Annotated in this window: 12 protein-coding genes; 3 read left to right on the forward strand and 9 right to left on the reverse strand. The window is 43.9% G+C overall.

What is annotated here, in order from left to right; all coding sequences use genetic code 11:
- Window positions 1-17 precede the first annotated feature (17 nt).
- From hpt to OCV57_RS11325, 7 genes are all read right to left on the reverse strand, one after another.
- Entirely contained in the window at window positions 18-542 is a 525-nt protein-coding gene (gene hpt, locus OCV57_RS11295; protein ID WP_267301649.1) for a hypoxanthine phosphoribosyltransferase, read from the reverse strand.
- Window positions 543-641: 99 nt separating this feature from the next.
- Complete coding sequence (tilS, locus tag OCV57_RS11300; protein WP_117924328.1) at window positions 642-1,970, reverse strand: tRNA lysidine(34) synthetase TilS; 1,329 nt, start codon at window positions 1,968-1,970, stop codon at window positions 642-644.
- Window positions 1,960-3,321, reverse strand: coding sequence for a replicative DNA helicase (dnaB, locus tag OCV57_RS11305; RefSeq protein ID WP_022287819.1), 1,362 nt, complete (start codon window positions 3,319-3,321; stop codon window positions 1,960-1,962). Before dnaB ends, tilS begins: the two co-directional genes overlap by 11 nt.
- 2 nt (window positions 3,322-3,323) lie before the next feature.
- On the reverse strand, window positions 3,324-3,770 hold the full coding sequence (gene rplI, locus OCV57_RS11310) for a 50S ribosomal protein L9 (RefSeq protein ID WP_267301650.1): 447 nt from the start codon (window positions 3,768-3,770) through the stop codon (window positions 3,324-3,326).
- A gap of 24 nt (window positions 3,771-3,794) precedes the next feature.
- Window positions 3,795-5,771, reverse strand: coding sequence for a DHH family phosphoesterase (locus tag OCV57_RS11315; protein WP_267301651.1), 1,977 nt, complete (start codon window positions 5,769-5,771; stop codon window positions 3,795-3,797).
- 47 nt (window positions 5,772-5,818) lie between these two features.
- Complete coding sequence (locus tag OCV57_RS11320) at window positions 5,819-7,723, reverse strand: ribonuclease J (RefSeq protein ID WP_267301652.1); 1,905 nt, start codon at window positions 7,721-7,723, stop codon at window positions 5,819-5,821.
- 342 nt (window positions 7,724-8,065) lie between these two features.
- On the reverse strand, window positions 8,066-10,216 hold the full coding sequence (locus tag OCV57_RS11325; protein WP_267301653.1) for a sugar phosphate nucleotidyltransferase: 2,151 nt from the start codon (window positions 10,214-10,216) through the stop codon (window positions 8,066-8,068).
- 159 nt (window positions 10,217-10,375) lie between these two features.
- Between OCV57_RS11325 and OCV57_RS11330 the strand changes: the two genes are divergently transcribed.
- A complete protein-coding gene (locus OCV57_RS11330; RefSeq protein ID WP_267301654.1) occupies window positions 10,376-12,736 on the forward strand; it encodes an ATP-dependent helicase in 2,361 nt (786 codons plus the stop codon).
- A gap of 101 nt (window positions 12,737-12,837) precedes the next feature.
- Here the strand turns inward: OCV57_RS11330 and OCV57_RS11335 are convergent, their stop codons facing one another.
- A complete protein-coding gene (locus OCV57_RS11335) occupies window positions 12,838-13,050 on the reverse strand; it encodes a hypothetical protein (protein WP_022287813.1) in 213 nt (70 codons plus the stop codon).
- 56 nt (window positions 13,051-13,106) lie between these two features.
- Window positions 13,107-14,189 (reverse strand): nucleoside recognition protein, encoded by a 1,083-nt coding sequence (locus OCV57_RS11340; protein WP_267301655.1) that lies wholly within the window; start codon window positions 14,187-14,189, stop codon window positions 13,107-13,109.
- A 91-nt stretch (window positions 14,190-14,280) separates the two neighbouring features.
- Here OCV57_RS11340 and OCV57_RS11345 point away from each other — a divergent pair, with 91 nt between their 5' ends.
- Window positions 14,281-14,562, forward strand: a complete 282-nt coding sequence (locus OCV57_RS11345; protein WP_022287811.1) for a YabP/YqfC family sporulation protein — start codon at window positions 14,281-14,283, stop codon at window positions 14,560-14,562.
- On the forward strand, window positions 14,562-15,749 hold the full coding sequence (locus tag OCV57_RS11350) for a sporulation protein YqfD (protein ID WP_022287810.1): 1,188 nt from the start codon (window positions 14,562-14,564) through the stop codon (window positions 15,747-15,749). Before OCV57_RS11345 ends, OCV57_RS11350 begins: the two co-directional genes overlap by 1 nt.
- Window positions 15,750-15,921: the final 172 nt, after the last annotated feature.

A 15,921-nucleotide genomic window follows, 5' to 3' on the forward strand; every position in this document is an offset into this window, starting at 1 on the left:
GTATTATATTTGGCTCCTTATTCGGAAACTATACCGATAAAAGGAAGATTTCTATATCTCTCATCATAATCAAGACCACAGCCAACAACGAATTTGTCCTCGATCTCATAGCATTTGAAATCAGGTGTTATGTCTGCAACACGTCTTGACGGCTTATCAAGCATAACAGCTATCTTAACACTTGGCGCACCCATTGACGCAAACTTCTTTTTTAACTCGCAAAGCGTTCTTCCTGTGTCGAGAATATCCTCAACCAATAAAACGTCCCACTCTCTCAGGTCAAGACCCATAAAATCATGATCTCCTGAAATTGAAGCATTTCCTGTTGAGCTTGTGCCAACATAACTCTTTGCAGTAATAAAAGCGATCTGCATATCGTTGTCAATACTTCTTACAAGATCAGCAGTAAACACGAACGCTCCCTTAAGAACGCACACAACAAGAAGCTTTTTTCCTTTATACTCTTCAGTTATCTCTGCTCCAAGCTTTTTCACAGACAATGCAAGCTCTTCCTCAGAATAAAGAACCGATATATTGTTCATTAACTAACAACCTCTCTGATTATATATTATCAATGTGACAGAAAAGTGAAAAAATACAAGTTCACACAAAAAACTTTTCAGCTTAGGGTGATATTCATCTCACTTTATGGTAAAAGCCAATATTTTAACGGTTTCAGAGTCTATCTTCACCCTTTCAGCCGCACCGCTTCCTTCAACGAAAACAACGCCCTGACTATCTTTTAGGATAACGGCACTGCTCCTGTCCTCAAGTCTGAAGTACTTGTTCACCAGCTTTCGCACATCGCTGTCAAAATCTCTGTTCACAAGGCGTATCTTCTCGCCCTCTCTGCGATTTTCGACAACAATCTCACCCTTTATTTTATCATAATCCAGACAACAATTTGCAAACTTTTTATGAACATTTGCGATTTTTCCGTCAAAAGGATAGATTTTGAACTCTATCTCCCTGTTGCCGAACTGATAAACGCCCTCGCCGCTTACATTAACGCTCCTGATAGTGCTGTTTTCAAGCATCTCGCCCTTTACAAAGCTGAGCACACCTTTTGAGCAGACCGCAAAAACTCCGCCCTTGACGTTCGCCTTGCCAACGTCAAGTATCAGCCTGTCGATATCCTCGATACTGTCATGGCTCACAGTAAGCCCCTCTTTCTCAAGAATGTGCATTATTGCACGTCGGCGTACACTTTCGTGGAGCTGTCTTAGACACAATGCGTCATAGCCCTTTGGCAAGACCGCTTTCTCAAAGGCTTCAAGCCCCTGACTTTCAAGATAGTCACTGTCTGTTCTAAGCCTGTCAGCTGTCATGGAATATGAGCCAAAAAGCGAACTATTAAGCTCCGCAAGCCTTGGCACAACAAGGTGGCGAATCTTATTTCTGGTATAATCGTCAGTAAGATTTGTGGAGTCAGTAACAAAGTCCTGTCCTCTCTCTTTGAGAAAGTCCTCTATTTCCTGACGAGTACAATTTATAAGCGGTCTTATGATATTTCCCCTCACAGGCGGTATTCCGCAAATACCTTTCAGACCTGTACCTCTTGCGAGGTTGAATATGGCAGTTTCAAGGCAATCCGAAAGGCTGTGTGCTGTGCATATCTTGTCTGCGCCGATACTGTCGAAAAAGTCATATCTAAGCTTTCTTGCCCCCTCTTCGGTAGAAACAGAATGTTCCTTGCAGTAGCCCACAACATCGGCATGAAACACCTTCAGCTCGACCCCAAGCTTCTCGCAAAGCTTTTCACAAAAATGCTGATCTCTGTCGCTTTCCTCCCCACGAAGGTGGTGATTGACATGACAAGCGCATACATCATAGCCCAGCTCATATAAACACAAAAGGAGCGTAACGCTGTCGGCACCTCCTGAGAGGCACACAAGCAAGCGTTCGCTCTTATTTGCCATATTAAATTTCTCTATGGTAGAAGCTACCTTTACAAGAAAATTATTCATCATCTCTCCTGAAATCAAGACCTCTGAACAGGGTATATTCGCCTATCCAGCCAAGCTGCACCTTATCTGTCTGTCCGTGACGGTTTTTCGCAACTATACACTCAGCCACCGACTTGTCGCCCTCATCGCTGTAGTAAGCGTCACGATAGAGGAACATGATGATATCAGCGTCCTGCTCGATAGAACCTGATTCTCGCAAGTCTGAAAGGATAGGTCTTTTATCGTCACGCTTCTCTGAGCTACGGGAAAGCTGTGAAAGTGCGATAACAGGCACATTAAGCTCCTTAGCCATAAGCTTCAAGGAACGTGTTATTTCAGACACCGCCTCAACACGGCTGGCGTTTTTATTTGCTGATTGCATGAGCTGTATGTAGTCGATGACCACAAGTCCAAGATTTCTCATTCTTCTGAGCTTTGCTTTCATCTGCGGCACTGTACAGCCTGCACCGTCATCAAAATATATAGGAAGCTGTGACAGCGTATCTGCCGCACCTGCTATCTTCTCCCAATCGGAAGGTTCAAGATTGCCCGACCTAAGCAGGGTATTATTAACAAGTGCCTCTGAAGCGAGCATACGGGACACGAGCTGTTCCTTACCCATTTCGAGAGAGAATATAACAACGTCACGCTTTGTCGCCTTGCAGGTATTCACCGCAATATTAAGTGCAAATGCAGATTTTCCCATTGCAGGACGTGCAGCGATGATGATAAGGTCAGTTCTGTTAAGACCTGTTGTGATTGCGTCAAGCTGGCCAAAGCCTGTCTTTGCGCCAAGATGTTCACCTGCGTCAGGACCTGATATCTCCTGCAAATGCTCGAATGTATCAACGATAACGTCGCTTATTCGTGTAAGACCCTGAACATCTCTGCCCTGTCTTATCTCAAATATAGACTGCTCGGCAGCGTCAAGCTGCGTCTGAGAATCCTCACCGCCGTCATACGCCTTTTCAAGAATCTGATTAGCGGCATTTATAAGCGACCTTACCCTTGCTTTTTCCTCGATTATCTTGCAATAACTCTCGATATTATCCGTTGACGGCACCATTTCCATAATACCAAGAAGATAATTCTTAGCCATTGCAGACGTTTCAAAAACACCCATTGTGACGGCTTCATTAATTACCGTGATAAGGTCCTCTTTGCTGCCTGTGGTGAACATCCTCACTATTATGGTGAAAAGCTGCTGATGCTGTGGACGATAAAAGCTTTCAGGCTTTAGTATCTCAATGACCTTCGGAAGCACCGAAGGATCACGAAGAACTCCTCCCAGAACGGCTTCCTCAGCCTCCTGAGAAAATGGCAGCTCCCTGCCAAGGGTCGCTCCTGTGGTAAGCCCACGGAAATTATCAGCCATGATTACTCCTCAACGACCTTTACTTTAATGCTGCATGATACGCCATGAGTAAGCTTTATCTGTGCAGTATAGTCACCGAAAGCCTTTATCTCGGCTGCAAGATTTATCTTCTTCTTCTCGATAACAACGCCATACTGAGCCTTGAGGCAATCTGAAATAACGTTTGCTGTAACTGCGCCAAAGAGCTTTCCGCCCTGACCTGCCTTAGCCTTTACCAGAACTTCCTTATCCTTTATTTTCTCTGCGATAGCTTTATTGTCGGCTGTTTCAACATCTATCTTGTGCTGAGCGGAAGCCTTTTTGCCTGCAAGGTCATTAAGGTTTTTAGCTGTAGCTTCAAGTGCAAGACCCTTTCCGATAAGAAAATTTCTTGCATATCCGTCTGCAACGTTGATGATATCTCCCTGTTTGCCTGAACCCTTTACATCTTTTAACAAAATAACTTTCATATTATTCACTCTGCCTTTCTTTTTTTATTCCTGCGAATTATTTTCCCAGTATTCGTCAATGGCGTCTGCAAGGCGTTTTCTCGCCTCATTCATTGAACAGTTGAGCTGAGTTGCCGCCATAGTAAGATGACCGCCGCCACCCAAAGACTCCATGACGATCTGCACATTACAAGCACCCATGCTTCGTGCAGAGATATTTATCACACCGTTCGTTTCATAGATAACGAACGAAGCTTTTACGCCTGTTATACCAAGCAGCTCGTCTGCCGCCTGTGAAGCCGCTATCCTTATTTCAGAGAAGCTTTCCTCTGTATAAGCCACTGCGCACTCTTTATAAAGGTGAGCACTGTTTATAAGCGACGATTTTTGATGATAAGTCTCGATAGAGTTTGCAAAAAGCTTTTTGACAGCTATGGTATCAGCGCCCTTTTTCTTCAAAAATGCTGCCGCTTCAAAAGTGCTTACACCTGTTTTCATAATGAAATTCTTTGTATCCAGCATTATTCCCGCAAGCAGAGCTTCCGCCGCATGGACTGTGATATTGGAATCCTCGCCGAAATACTCGATAAGAGCGGTCACAAGCTCGCAGGCTGATGACGCATTCGGCTCTAAGAATGACATGATAGTCGGCTCGATACCGTTCACCATTCTTCTGTGGTGGTCGATAACTACCACATTTTTCGCCCTTGCAAGTATCTCCTTTGACTCCACCAGTGCAGGGTTATGGGTATCAGTTACCACAAGAAGCGTGTTATCGTCAAGTCTTTCAAGACCCTCCTGAGGGGTTATGTAATAATGCTCTGACTCGTTTTCGTTTATGTAATTTATAAGCGTTTTCGACAAATTCTGCTCAGGGTCTACCACAACGTAAGCTTCTTTTACCATGTTTCTGATAGCACAGCAGAAGCCTGTTGCAGAGCCTACGCTGTCAAGATCGCCAAATCGGTGACCCATTATGAGCACCTTATCGTGGTTGCAGATAAGCTCCAGCATAGCCTTTGCCACCATACGGATACGGGTCTTATTGTTCTTGTCAGGTGCAGAAGAAATGCCGCCGAAGAACTTGAACTCACCGTCCTCCTTGACAGCCGCCTGATCTCCGCCACGTCCAAGACACATTTCGAGAGCCTGCTTTGCAAACTTCTCGCTCTCCGCAAGGTTTGCACCATCTCTGCCCACACCTATGGACAATGTAAGGTTAGAACGCTCGCCAACAGCTATTTTTCTTGCCTGCTCGAGTATCTTAAATCTCTGCTCGATTATAGGTGCAAGGTGGCGTTCCTCCATATAAACATAGAACTTGTCGCTTGCTACTTTCTTCGACACCGCAGTAGTATTCTCCAAAAATTCCTCTATGAGCTTTTCTATCTCAACAACAACGTGAGCCTTTTCGCTCTCTCTGATATTTGACATAAGCTCGTCAAAGTTGTCGATAGTTATGATTATTACCGTTTTGTGGGACATTCTGAACTCATATTCAAGCTCCACATAATCGGTAACGTCATTGAAATAGACCATTGAAAGCTCACCGTTCACATCGGTGTGTATAGCCTTCGCCTTATAAAAATGGGCGTTTATGCACACAAGGTCGCCGTCAGAGGAATATATCTTGTCCATATCAATGTTCATAAGCTCAGTGAGGTCAATGCCGTAAGCCTCTTCCTCAGAGTAGACCTGTCTGCCAAAAAGTCTGTTATACCACACTATGACGTTTTCGCTGTCGATTATTATAGCAGGAGCAGGAAAATTCAGGAGAGAATCTCTCTCCGTCTTTGAGATCATCGTGGAAAGCTTTGCCACATACTTGCGAGTGTGATTGTGGAAAACCACTTCTTCAAGCACCCACAATACAGCCGCCGCCACAGACACTAGGATAAGCACACTGCCCGACTCTCTGTGAGACGGAGTAGAATGCAGCATAAAAGCGCCTATAAGTGACGAAAGCATGGTAACGCACACTGTTATTCTTATTATGATCTGTAATCCGTTGTTACTTTTCATTTTAAAGCTCCTGCATTTCTATAAACAACCGCACTGTTGTCAGACGGTCATAATTCCATTATTATCGGCAAAATCATAGGACTTCTCTTTGTCTTTGTGAAGATAAAGTCCGAAAGATTGTCCTTCATTCTGCCCTTTATGGTATTCCAATCCTTCATATTCCTATCAAGACAATCCTGAAGTGTTTCGGTAAGAAGCTTCTGAGCTTCAGTCATAAGCTCCTCGCTCTCTCTTACATACACAAAGCCTCTTGAAACCACGTCAGGCCCTGCAAGGATATCTCCCGAAGCCCTGTCGATAGTTGCCACGGCAATGATAAGTCCGTCCTGAGCAAGATGTTTTCTGTCACGGAGAACTATTGCGCCAACATCGCCAACGCCAAGACCGTCCACAAGTACCTTGCCTGCAGGCACTTGTCCTATTATCTTCATGTCAACGCCGTCTGTTTCGATAACGTTGCCTATATCAGCAATGATTATATTGCTCTCAGGGATTCCCACAGAAAGTGCCGTATCTCTATGCTTCATAAGATGTTTATACTCACCGTGTACAGGGATAAAGAACTTTGGCTTTGTGATAGAAAGCAATAATTTCTGCTCTTCCTGACAAGCGTGTCCTGAAACGTGCACCTCGTACATTGACTCATATATTACCTCTGCACCCAATCTCATAAGGTCGTTTACTACCTTTGTGACATACTTTTCATTGCCGGGGATAGGATTAGCCGAGATTATGATAAAGTCCATAGGAGTGATAGTAACGTTCCTATGCTCGTTTGCCGACATTCTTGTAAGCGCCGACATAGGCTCGCCCTGACTTCCCGTTGTGACGATGACCATTTTTTCAGGTGCATATCTCGATATAGTGTCGATATCCACAAGCACACCGTCAGGCACTTTAAGATAGCCAAGCTCGATGCCCTTTGAGATAACATTCACCATACTTCTGCCTGACACAGCCACTTTTCTGCCGTGTGTGACAGCGTTATTTATTATCTGCTGAACTCTGTGAACGTTTGAAGCGAAAGTGGCAATGATTATCCTCTTGCCCTCAGCCTTGTTGAAAAGCTTCACAAAGCTTTCGCCAACCTTGCGCTCGCTCATGGTATAGCCGGGTCTTTCAGCGTTTGTAGAGTCAGCCATAAGAGCCAAAACGCCCTTGTTTCCAAGCTCTGCAAATCTAGGCAGGTCGATTATACCGCCCTCGATAGGTGTATAGTCTACCTTAAAGTCGCCAGTATGGATAAGCACACCAGCAGGGGTATGGATAGCCATTCCCACGGCATCAGGGATAGAGTGATTTACTCTTATAAACTCCACCGCCATACAGCCAAGCTTAACTGTCTGTCTTGGCGTTACAACGTTGAGTTTTACAGTTCCTAAAAGCCCATGCTCTTTCAGCTTGCCCTCAACAAGACCAAGCGTAAGCCTTGTGCCGTAAACAGGCACGTTGAATTTTTTCAGAAAATATGGCAGACCGCCTATATGATCCTCATGACCATGTGTAAGCACAACGCCCCTGAGCTTTTCCTGATTTTTCTCGACGTATGAGAAATCAGGGATAACAATATCAACGCCAGGCATTTCACTGTCAGGAAAAGCTAATCCGCAGTCGATAACGAACATATCGTTTGAACACTCGATAACAGTGAAATTCTTGCCTATCTCGTTAAGACCGCCAAGAGGGATTATCTTCACAGGCGTTCTTCTTACAGGCTCTTTCACTCTGTTCGCCGCAGGTCTTGGACGTCTTTGCTGAGTATTCTGCGGTTTTCTCTGTGGAGTTTCATTTCTCGGCTGAAGTGTTTTTTTCACACTGCCCGAAGCTCTCTGACTTTTTACACGGTCAAGCTCTTTTGAAGCCTGAGCCAGAGGTATCTCGCTCTTGTTCTGTTTTTTTCTAAAAAAACGTTTTTGTGTAGGATTTTTTACTGTGTTGTTCTTTTCGTTCATAAAATAATGTACTTTGCCCTGCTGTACTCCGCTTTTAAGCCTTCAAAGGCACAAAATGCCGCAAAAAAGCAACACAAACATACGGCAGGAGCAATTATCTCCTTCCTGCTGCATTTTATCATGCTCAAATAATATTCGATTTTTCCGTTTAGATTCAATATACCGCTGCGTTTGGGCTTTATTATCATGTGCTGTCAAAAACGCTTAAAGCCTCAAAGAAAGACAAAATGGTGTGATGAACGCAGTTTAAATACAGCGGCATGAGCCGCCTTTGTCCGAACAAAAATATCTGATTATATTGTACTCCATTTTCGTCTCAATGTCAATAGCAATTTATTACATTTATCTAAATATGCCCTTTATCCTGCTTGTTATATCCTCGCAAAAGGCAGCCGCCTGCTCGCAGCTCACGCTTTCTGCAAACACTGTTATACCTTTTTTATCCCTCAGCGGTCTGATAACTGCGTGTGTCTTGCCCATTGTTATCTCTCCCTCTACCGAACAGCCAAGCTCTGAAAATATCTTTTCCTTGTTTTCACGGCTCATTGTTATGCCCACAAATCGGCTTGAAGTGTATGCGTCAGGCACATCACAGAGAGCTTTTTGTAGCGTTATCCCCTGCTCTGACAGATAAGACGTTACCGCTGACGCAAGGTAAAGTCCGTCATAGGCAAACATATTATGGGTTGAAACGGCAACGTCCTTTGCTATGTCAGCATTGTTTTCGTATCGGTAAAGCCTGCCACAGTGGACTTCAGCAGTGGCATCGGCATTAGAGGGGAAATTCTCAGGCAATGCCACCGCAAGCCCCTTTTCAAAGCACACCCCTGCATACATTGCCACCAGTTTTTCCCACATGACATAGCTTGTTTTCTCACTGTAAGCTGATACTTTTGTGCCGTCTGCGGAAAGATTGAATATTATACGCTCACCGTCTATATCGTTCCTGCCGTGAAAGAGTCTGTCGGCAATGGTCGCCTTTTTAACATCATATGTGCGGATATCCACATTTACGCCTTTAAATCGGTCAGGGAGTATTTTTTCAAGCTCTGCGACGTATATCTCCCTCACCGCTGAAAAATCTGTCACACGACCCGTCTGAGAAAGCCCCACACTGCGATAAGCTCTGTCGTCAGCTATGCTTCCAATGCGGTCAAGAAGCTTTTCATCAGGCAACATTCCCCCTGCCGAAATAAGCCTTGCATGACCTGAAATGTTTGTGCCAATGAGTATGCCAAACTCTCCGCCAAATCTGTTTACAGCATAAGAAAGCTCTGAAATGCCTGCTCTGCCTATACTGTAAACGTTCACTCCTGCCTGACATATGCCGCAGTCAAGGGCTTGTTTGAGCAAAAGGCTTTCGTCAGAGCCATAGGCTGTCACTATACTTCCGCCTTTTTTTGCGGCGCTTGCGGCACAAAGTCCAAAAAGCATAGCCTTTTGCGCTGTGGCTTCACCGCCCCACAAACTGCACTCGCCGTTTTCGTCTATGACAAGTCGGCTGTCAGATGATCTTTTCACGTTTTCATAAAGCCTTGCGCCCTTTTCAACATTTTTTCCAGACCATATGCCCACGCCTTTTTCAATGACGGCTTCACTTGCGATATGAGCCTTTTCGCCTATGACGGAATATTCACCGCACTTCACACCGCTGTCAAGGACAGCCCCACGGCATACCACTGCACTGTTTATATCACAGCGTTCAGATATCACCGAGCCTATGCCAACATATCCGTTCACCTTGCCGCCCTTTACAACAGCGTTATTGTCTATGACGCTTCCGCTTTCTATGACCGACCCTGACATGACAGAAACGTTCTCTCCTATATAAACAGGCTCACCTATTGCCGCACCGCTGAAATTATTTTCTGTCAGCCTTTGTGACATATTTTCGTTGTAAAGCATATGCCTTTGACAATCGAGAAAAGCCTCAGGCGTGGTTATCCTTTTATAATAGCCTTTTCCGTCAAGCAGGACAGCTTCGCCACTTTTCACAGCCTCTGGGATAATATCCTCCGTCATATCCATGGGCTTTTCAGGATTAAAACTATCAAAAAGCTCTCTTTTCACTATATATATGCCAGCAGGTTTGTTTTCAGTATCATAAGTCAGAGCCGTACAAAAGGTATCGTGGCTCAAATGAACTTTTATAATCTCATCAAGAGGGTGAATGCATATACAGTTACATTCCACGGCAAGAATTTCTGTTTCATCGCACATTGCTGTTCTAACAGCCTGCACAGTGCTTTTGCCTGCGGTGTTTATCATATGGAGCTTTATCTTACCTGAGTATTTTTCGTCAAGAAGCCTTTCTACCTGTTCAGAGCCATAGCCCACTGCAAGGACAGCTTCTTCAAAGCCTGCTTTCTCCAGCATTTCAAGAGTAAAAAGCAAAATTTCTTTTCCGCATAATCTCAGAAGAGCCGCAGGTCGCCTGTCTGTCATGGGCATCAATCTTTCTCCACGTCCTCCGCATAAAACAACAGCTTTCATATATGTTCCTCCGTTCATAATATTTGATTTAATGTATTATTGGAAAACATACCCACTGTTATTCATGTGAAAAAAATTTGCCGCCGCCCTTTTCAAGATAGAAAAAATATGCTATAATGTAGGATACGGCATAAAATAAATTTTACGGAGGTGTATATAATGGAGCAGTTTACGGCTCTTAAAAGAAAAGCACTTGAAAAATATTTTTCACGAATGAACGACCAACAGCGCAAGGCTGTGTTCAAAATAAAAGGACCTCTCCTTATACTGGCAGGAGCAGGAAGCGGCAAGACCACTGTTTTGGTAAACCGCATCGCAAACATGATATACTTCGGCAACGCATACAACACAGAGCAGACCTACGGCACGCCCTCTGAGCAGGACATACAGTTTCTCAAAGACTACATTGACGGCAAGACAAATGACGCTTCTACCCTCGCAGACATTGTAGCATATGACTGCATAAAGCCGTGGAGCATACTTGCTATCACGTTCACAAACAAGGCGGCAGGCGAGCTTAAAGAACGTCTTGCAGGAATGTTGGGAGAGGCAGGTCAAGGCATTACAGCGGCGACTTTCCACTCCGCCTGCGCAAGGATACTCAGGCGTGAATGTGACAAGCTTGGATTTTCAAGCAGTTTCACCATTTATGATTCTGACGATTCTCAGAGAACTGTAAAAAGCATATTGAGAGAGCTTGGCATATCCGAGAAGATGTTTCCACCGAGAACGATACTCAGCGAGATATCCCACGCTAAAGACCTGCTCCAAGAGCCTGATGAATACATCGCCTCAGCCGCAGGAGATTATCGTAATCTGACCATAGGCAAGGTATACAAGCACTATCAGAAGAAGCTCAAAGCCGCAAACGCTATGGACTTTGACGACATGATCTGCCACACAGTCAAGCTTTTTGAGCAGTTTCCTGACGTCCTCGACCACTATCAGAACTTGTATAAATATATAATGGTAGACGAGTATCAGGACACCAACAAGGCTCAGTTCAGACTTGTTTCGCTGCTGTCACAGAAGTATAACAACCTGTGCGTTGTGGGTGATGACGACCAGAGTATCTATAAGTTCCGTGGTGCGACTATCGAGAACATCCTCAACTTCGAGGAGCAGTTCGACTGCAATGCTGACACTGATGTTATAAAGCTTGAACAGAATTACCGTTCAACGCAGAACATTCTTAACTGCGCAAATCAGCTTATAAGCAACAATCAGGGCAGAAAGGGCAAAAATCTGTGGACAGCTTCGGGTGACGGTGAAAAGGTCACAGTATACAAGGCTTCAAGCGAGCGCAGTGAAGCAAAATTCGTGGCTGACACTATTTTAGAGGACATAAACAAGGGCAGAAAATACAATGACCATGCTATACTCTACCGAATGAACGCACAGTCAAACGCTTTGGAGCAGACGTTCATACAAAGTGGAATACCATATAAAATAATAGGCGGTCTGAAATTCTATGACAGAAAGGAAATAAAGGATATCCTCGCTTATCTCTCTGTAATAAACAACCATTTTGACTTTCTCCGTCTGAGAAGAATAATCAACGAGCCGAAACGTGGTATCGGTGAAGCCACTGTAAACGCTCTTGAGCAGATAACCTCAGACCTTGGGGATTCACCTATCCACATCATGCAGGAAGCCGATATGCTTGCTCCCCTTGTGAAGCGTTCAAAACAGCTTATGCCTGTGGGAGATATGCTCTCAGAGCTTACTGAGCTTTCTGACACTCTGCCACTTGCGGAGCTTTTGGACAAGCTTCTTGATATGACAGGCTACAAGCGTCATCTTGAAATGCAGGGCGACGAGGGTCTTACACGTCTTGAAAACATCAACGAGCTTAAATCCACCATGTCAAGCTATGAAGAAAATGCTGACGAGCCGTCGCTGTCGGGATTTTTGGAAGAAATATCACTTTACACTGACGTTGACAATCTCGACTCTGATGCTGACTATGTTGTGCTTATGACAATGCACTCTGCAAAGGGCCTTGAGTTCCCCATAGTTTTCATGGTAGGCATGGAGGACAACATCTTCCCGTCATCAAGAAGTCTTGAATCGGAGGCTGACACGGAAGAGGAGCGCAGACTCGCCTATGTTGCAGTAACACGAGCAAAGGAAAAGCTTTATCTTACCCATGCAGAGGAACGTATGCTTTACGGTCGCACTGACAGAAACAGGATATCACGCTTTATAAAAGAGCTTCCTGCCGATTGCATAGAAAAGCAAGCCGAGGAAACAAAGGCTTCACCTTATCTCAACGGCTATGAAAAGCCTCACAGCATGAGCCTGCAACAGCAATTGGCTCAGCGAAAGGCTGATAAGAGCAATTTTTCTGTTAATACTGAAACTTTCGCACCAGGCGACAGAGTTTTGCACAAGATATTCGGTGAAGGCACTGTTTTAAGTTCAAAACCTATGGCTAACGATACTCTTGTTGAGATAGCATTCGATAATCGTGGCACAAAGAAGATAATGGCAAATTACACGAAGATAAAAAAGATATAAGGATATAAAATAGAAAGATCCGCAGGGCGTTTTGTTTCGCCCTGCGGATCTTTTGCAATATAAAAGCCGTACACCAAAAAATGTACGGCATATTTTATGTATCAGATAACATCGTCTTCCTGATTTGGAATGTTAAGCTGTTTCTTTGGAACACGCTTGATAGGATCATAGACCCACTTCTTACAGCTATAATCAGCGTCTACCAGACCCTGCTTCTCACAAAGGACCTTATTTCCTTCTCTTGATCTGTTGCCGAAAAGGCAGTAAGAACATGACGGTGAAATTCTGTTACCAAAATAGCTCTTCTTTGCCATGATTTATACAACTCCTTTAAGATAAGTTAATCTTTTTTCATTTGTTATTAATTATATCATACTGTTTTAGAAAATGCTAGTCTTTTCTTCAAAGTTAGTAATAAAATCATCATAATCAAGCAAAACGAGGGAACAAAATTGTTCACTTTGACGAATTTAACATTATTTGTAACAGAAGTCAAAACTGAATCAGGAATAAAGAAAGGATAGATAAAACGGCATATGACAGCAGACAAAAAGGCTGATGTCAAACGTGAGATAAAAAACGGCACAAGGGAGAAATCCACGCCAAGTGCAGCTATTTGTATAATCACACACAGACCACCGAAGGAGCAGACAGCGGCTATAAATGGCAGAAGATAAAATGGACTTCCCGAAAGCTCAGTGAGAGAGGTTATTTCAAGACAGCTTTTCACAAGCACAAGTCCGTTTTCTGACAGTGAAAACGCATCTTTCAGAAAGCAGAACGCTCCGCAGTATTCAAGAGAGGACATAAACGCTCCGAAAAAGACTATCATAACGCAGATAACAAAAAGTGACTTTCCTGCTGAGATAACGCTGTCGGTGAACATTCTGCCGTCAAGTCTGAAAGTCGGCTTTGATGTTTTCTTATCCTCATTTATAGCTCTGCCGAGAACAAGTGCAGTGAGAAAATTTGCCGCTAGTATGGATACGAACACTGCAATGCCTGCTCCTGTACAACCAAACACCGCAAGACCCACTGTACCAGAATAAAAAGCAGGCCCTCCACAGCAGCAAAAGCAGGACATTATCTTTGCAGTACGCTGGGATATTATCTTTCTCTGACACAGATCCGAAAGAAGCTTTACTCCCACAGGATAGCCTGCGGTATTGCCAAGAAGAAATACAAAGAAAAGCTGAGGCGGTATGCCCATTATAAATCTCGATATAGGATAAAAAGGCATTGAAACGCAGTAGTAAAGCCCACTTGAAACAAGTATCTGTGACAATGCCATAAAAACAAACAGCGACGGGATTATGATATTCATACAGCGGTCAACGGCTTCGGAGATACCAAGCTTTACGCTCTCGCCCCCTGATATGGTGATAATGCAGAACCATATGACCACCCCCGCAAGTATGTATACGCAAAGCTCCTTTGCAAGTCTTTTCAACATTTTTATTACCTCCCTACTTTTACTTTTTAAGTATATGTCAGTCTGTCTAATAATATAATTAAGCATAAGACAATGAACGGAGGACGCAAAAATGAAGAAGATACCATTTTTAAGCTTTTTCGGCATGACAAAAGAATTGACCGCACTAAGCTCATACATAAGCATAACTGACGACAGAGCCGCCGTTATCGAAAACTGCAAGCAGATAGTTGAGTGCAGCGAGATAATGGCAAAGGTGCTGACAGGCTCTTTTGAGATAGAGATATGGGGCAGCGGACTAACAATGTCAAATTTCTGCTCCGACAGCGTGGAGATAAGAGGAAAAATAGAGTCGGTCAAGCTTGTGTCAAGAAGTATCAGGGAGAGAGGATAATGATTTTCGGTTATATAGATTATGTTATCACAGGGGACAGCTTCACCAAGTTTTTCCGCAGGATAATGTCAAAAAAGCTTCCCGTTAGCAAAATGTGTGAAAAGAACGGAAAGCTCACTTTGCGTATGCCTGCGGAACACTGTAAGGCACTTGAAAGACTATGCGATGAACTTGGGCTTGAATACACCGCCACAAAACGTCACGGAAGCTTTGTTCTTGCAAAACGTTTTTTCGGAAGAGGAGGACTTGTCATAGGCACTGCGGCTGTCATGCTTTCGTGCTTCTATCTATCAAACGTGGTGGTGAGGTTTGACATACTCAGTGATGATGAAAATATCAGAAAAGGCGTTATGTCGGTGCTTAAAGAGGAGGGCGTTGAAACCGGCACTTATATCCCAAGCATTGATCTTATAGTCACAGAACGTGCCTTAAAGCAAAAAGTGGAGGGCATATCATGGGCAGGCATAACACGCAAGGGTGACACGCTGATAATCGACGTTATCGAAACTGAGGGTGACACAAAGCGTGAGTCAAACCGCTATCCCTCAAATCTTGTTGCCTGCGAAAACGGAGTTATCGAAAAAGTCGAGGTTTATGACGGACAGCTAAAGATACCAGTGGGAAGCGGTGTGACAAAGGGCGATATCGTTGTAGGCGGTGAGATCATCACATCAAAATCAAGCTGGATAGACGGCAAGGAAAACGTTGAAACAAAGACAAGCTATGCACGCTCAAAGGGTAAGATACTAGGCACTTTTGAGCGCACTGTCACATTCACACAACCCTTTGAGGACAAGACAGAAAAGACGACAGGCAAGAGAGATACAAAGCGTTTTTTCACTGTGTTTGACGCTGATATCCCTCTTTTTTTCTCAAAGCCTGAGGGTTACTGGAAAAATGAGCAGAGATATTCTCCTCTGTCGCTTTTCGGGCTTGAAATGCCTTTTGGCATAACCACCTGCGAACTTGAAGAATATAAATTTTCACAAGACACCCTGACAGAACAGCAGGCACTTGACGCCGTTCATGAAAAGGCGTATTTATATGAGGAAAATTTTCTCTCAGACTATGAGATTAAAGACCGGCAAGTGGAGGATAATGTGACGGAAAACGGAGTAACCGCTACTGTAACATACACCCTATATGGCGAGCTTTGCAGAGAGGTGGAATTTTTTATTAAGAAATGATCAAAAAGTGTGAAAAGGTGCATAAAAAAAGTGTTAAATCTTACTGAGTGTAGGTTTGTCAATCATATTGGACACTATCATTAAGAAATTCGATAGGCGAAAACCATTTGAGGGGACGCATAGGACGGTTGTTTGTTCGACTTAAACGTGCAGCTAGCTGCACGTTTAAGTC

This window comes from Hominimerdicola aceti, assembly GCF_025567495.1.
Taxonomy (GTDB): Bacteria; Bacillota; Clostridia; order Oscillospirales; family Ruminococcaceae; genus Hominimerdicola; species Hominimerdicola aceti.

What these genes read in the sequence shown, in the direction of transcription:
- OCV57_RS11330 (WP_267301654.1), top strand. Translation starts at nt 10,376, where the DNA reads ATGGAGCAGTTTACGGCTCTTAAAAGAAAAGCACTTGAAAAATATTTT.
- OCV57_RS11350 (WP_022287810.1), top strand. Translation starts at nt 14,562, where the DNA reads ATGATTTTCGGTTATATAGATTATGTTATCACAGGGGACAGCTTCACC.
- OCV57_RS11325 (WP_267301653.1), bottom strand. Translation starts at nt 10,216, where the DNA reads ATGAAAGCTGTTGTTTTATGCGGAGGACGTGGAGAAAGATTGATGCCC.
- OCV57_RS11340 (WP_267301655.1), bottom strand. Translation starts at nt 14,189, where the DNA reads ATGTTGAAAAGACTTGCAAAGGAGCTTTGCGTATACATACTTGCGGGG.
- OCV57_RS11320 (WP_267301652.1), bottom strand. Translation starts at nt 7,723, where the DNA reads ATGAACGAAAAGAACAACACAGTAAAAAATCCTACACAAAAACGTTTT.
- dnaB (WP_022287819.1), bottom strand. Translation starts at nt 3,321, where the DNA reads ATGGCTGATAATTTCCGTGGGCTTACCACAGGAGCGACCCTTGGCAGG.
- OCV57_RS11335 (WP_022287813.1), bottom strand. Translation starts at nt 13,050, where the DNA reads ATGGCAAAGAAGAGCTATTTTGGTAACAGAATTTCACCGTCATGTTCT.
- rplI (WP_267301650.1), bottom strand. Translation starts at nt 3,770, where the DNA reads ATGAAAGTTATTTTGTTAAAAGATGTAAAGGGTTCAGGCAAACAGGGA.
- OCV57_RS11345 (WP_022287811.1), top strand. Translation starts at nt 14,281, where the DNA reads ATGAAGAAGATACCATTTTTAAGCTTTTTCGGCATGACAAAAGAATTG.
- OCV57_RS11315 (WP_267301651.1), bottom strand. Translation starts at nt 5,771, where the DNA reads ATGAAAAGTAACAACGGATTACAGATCATAATAAGAATAACAGTGTGC.
- hpt (WP_267301649.1), bottom strand. Translation starts at nt 542, where the DNA reads ATGAACAATATATCGGTTCTTTATTCTGAGGAAGAGCTTGCATTGTCT.
- tilS (WP_117924328.1), bottom strand. Translation starts at nt 1,970, where the DNA reads ATGATGAATAATTTTCTTGTAAAGGTAGCTTCTACCATAGAGAAATTT.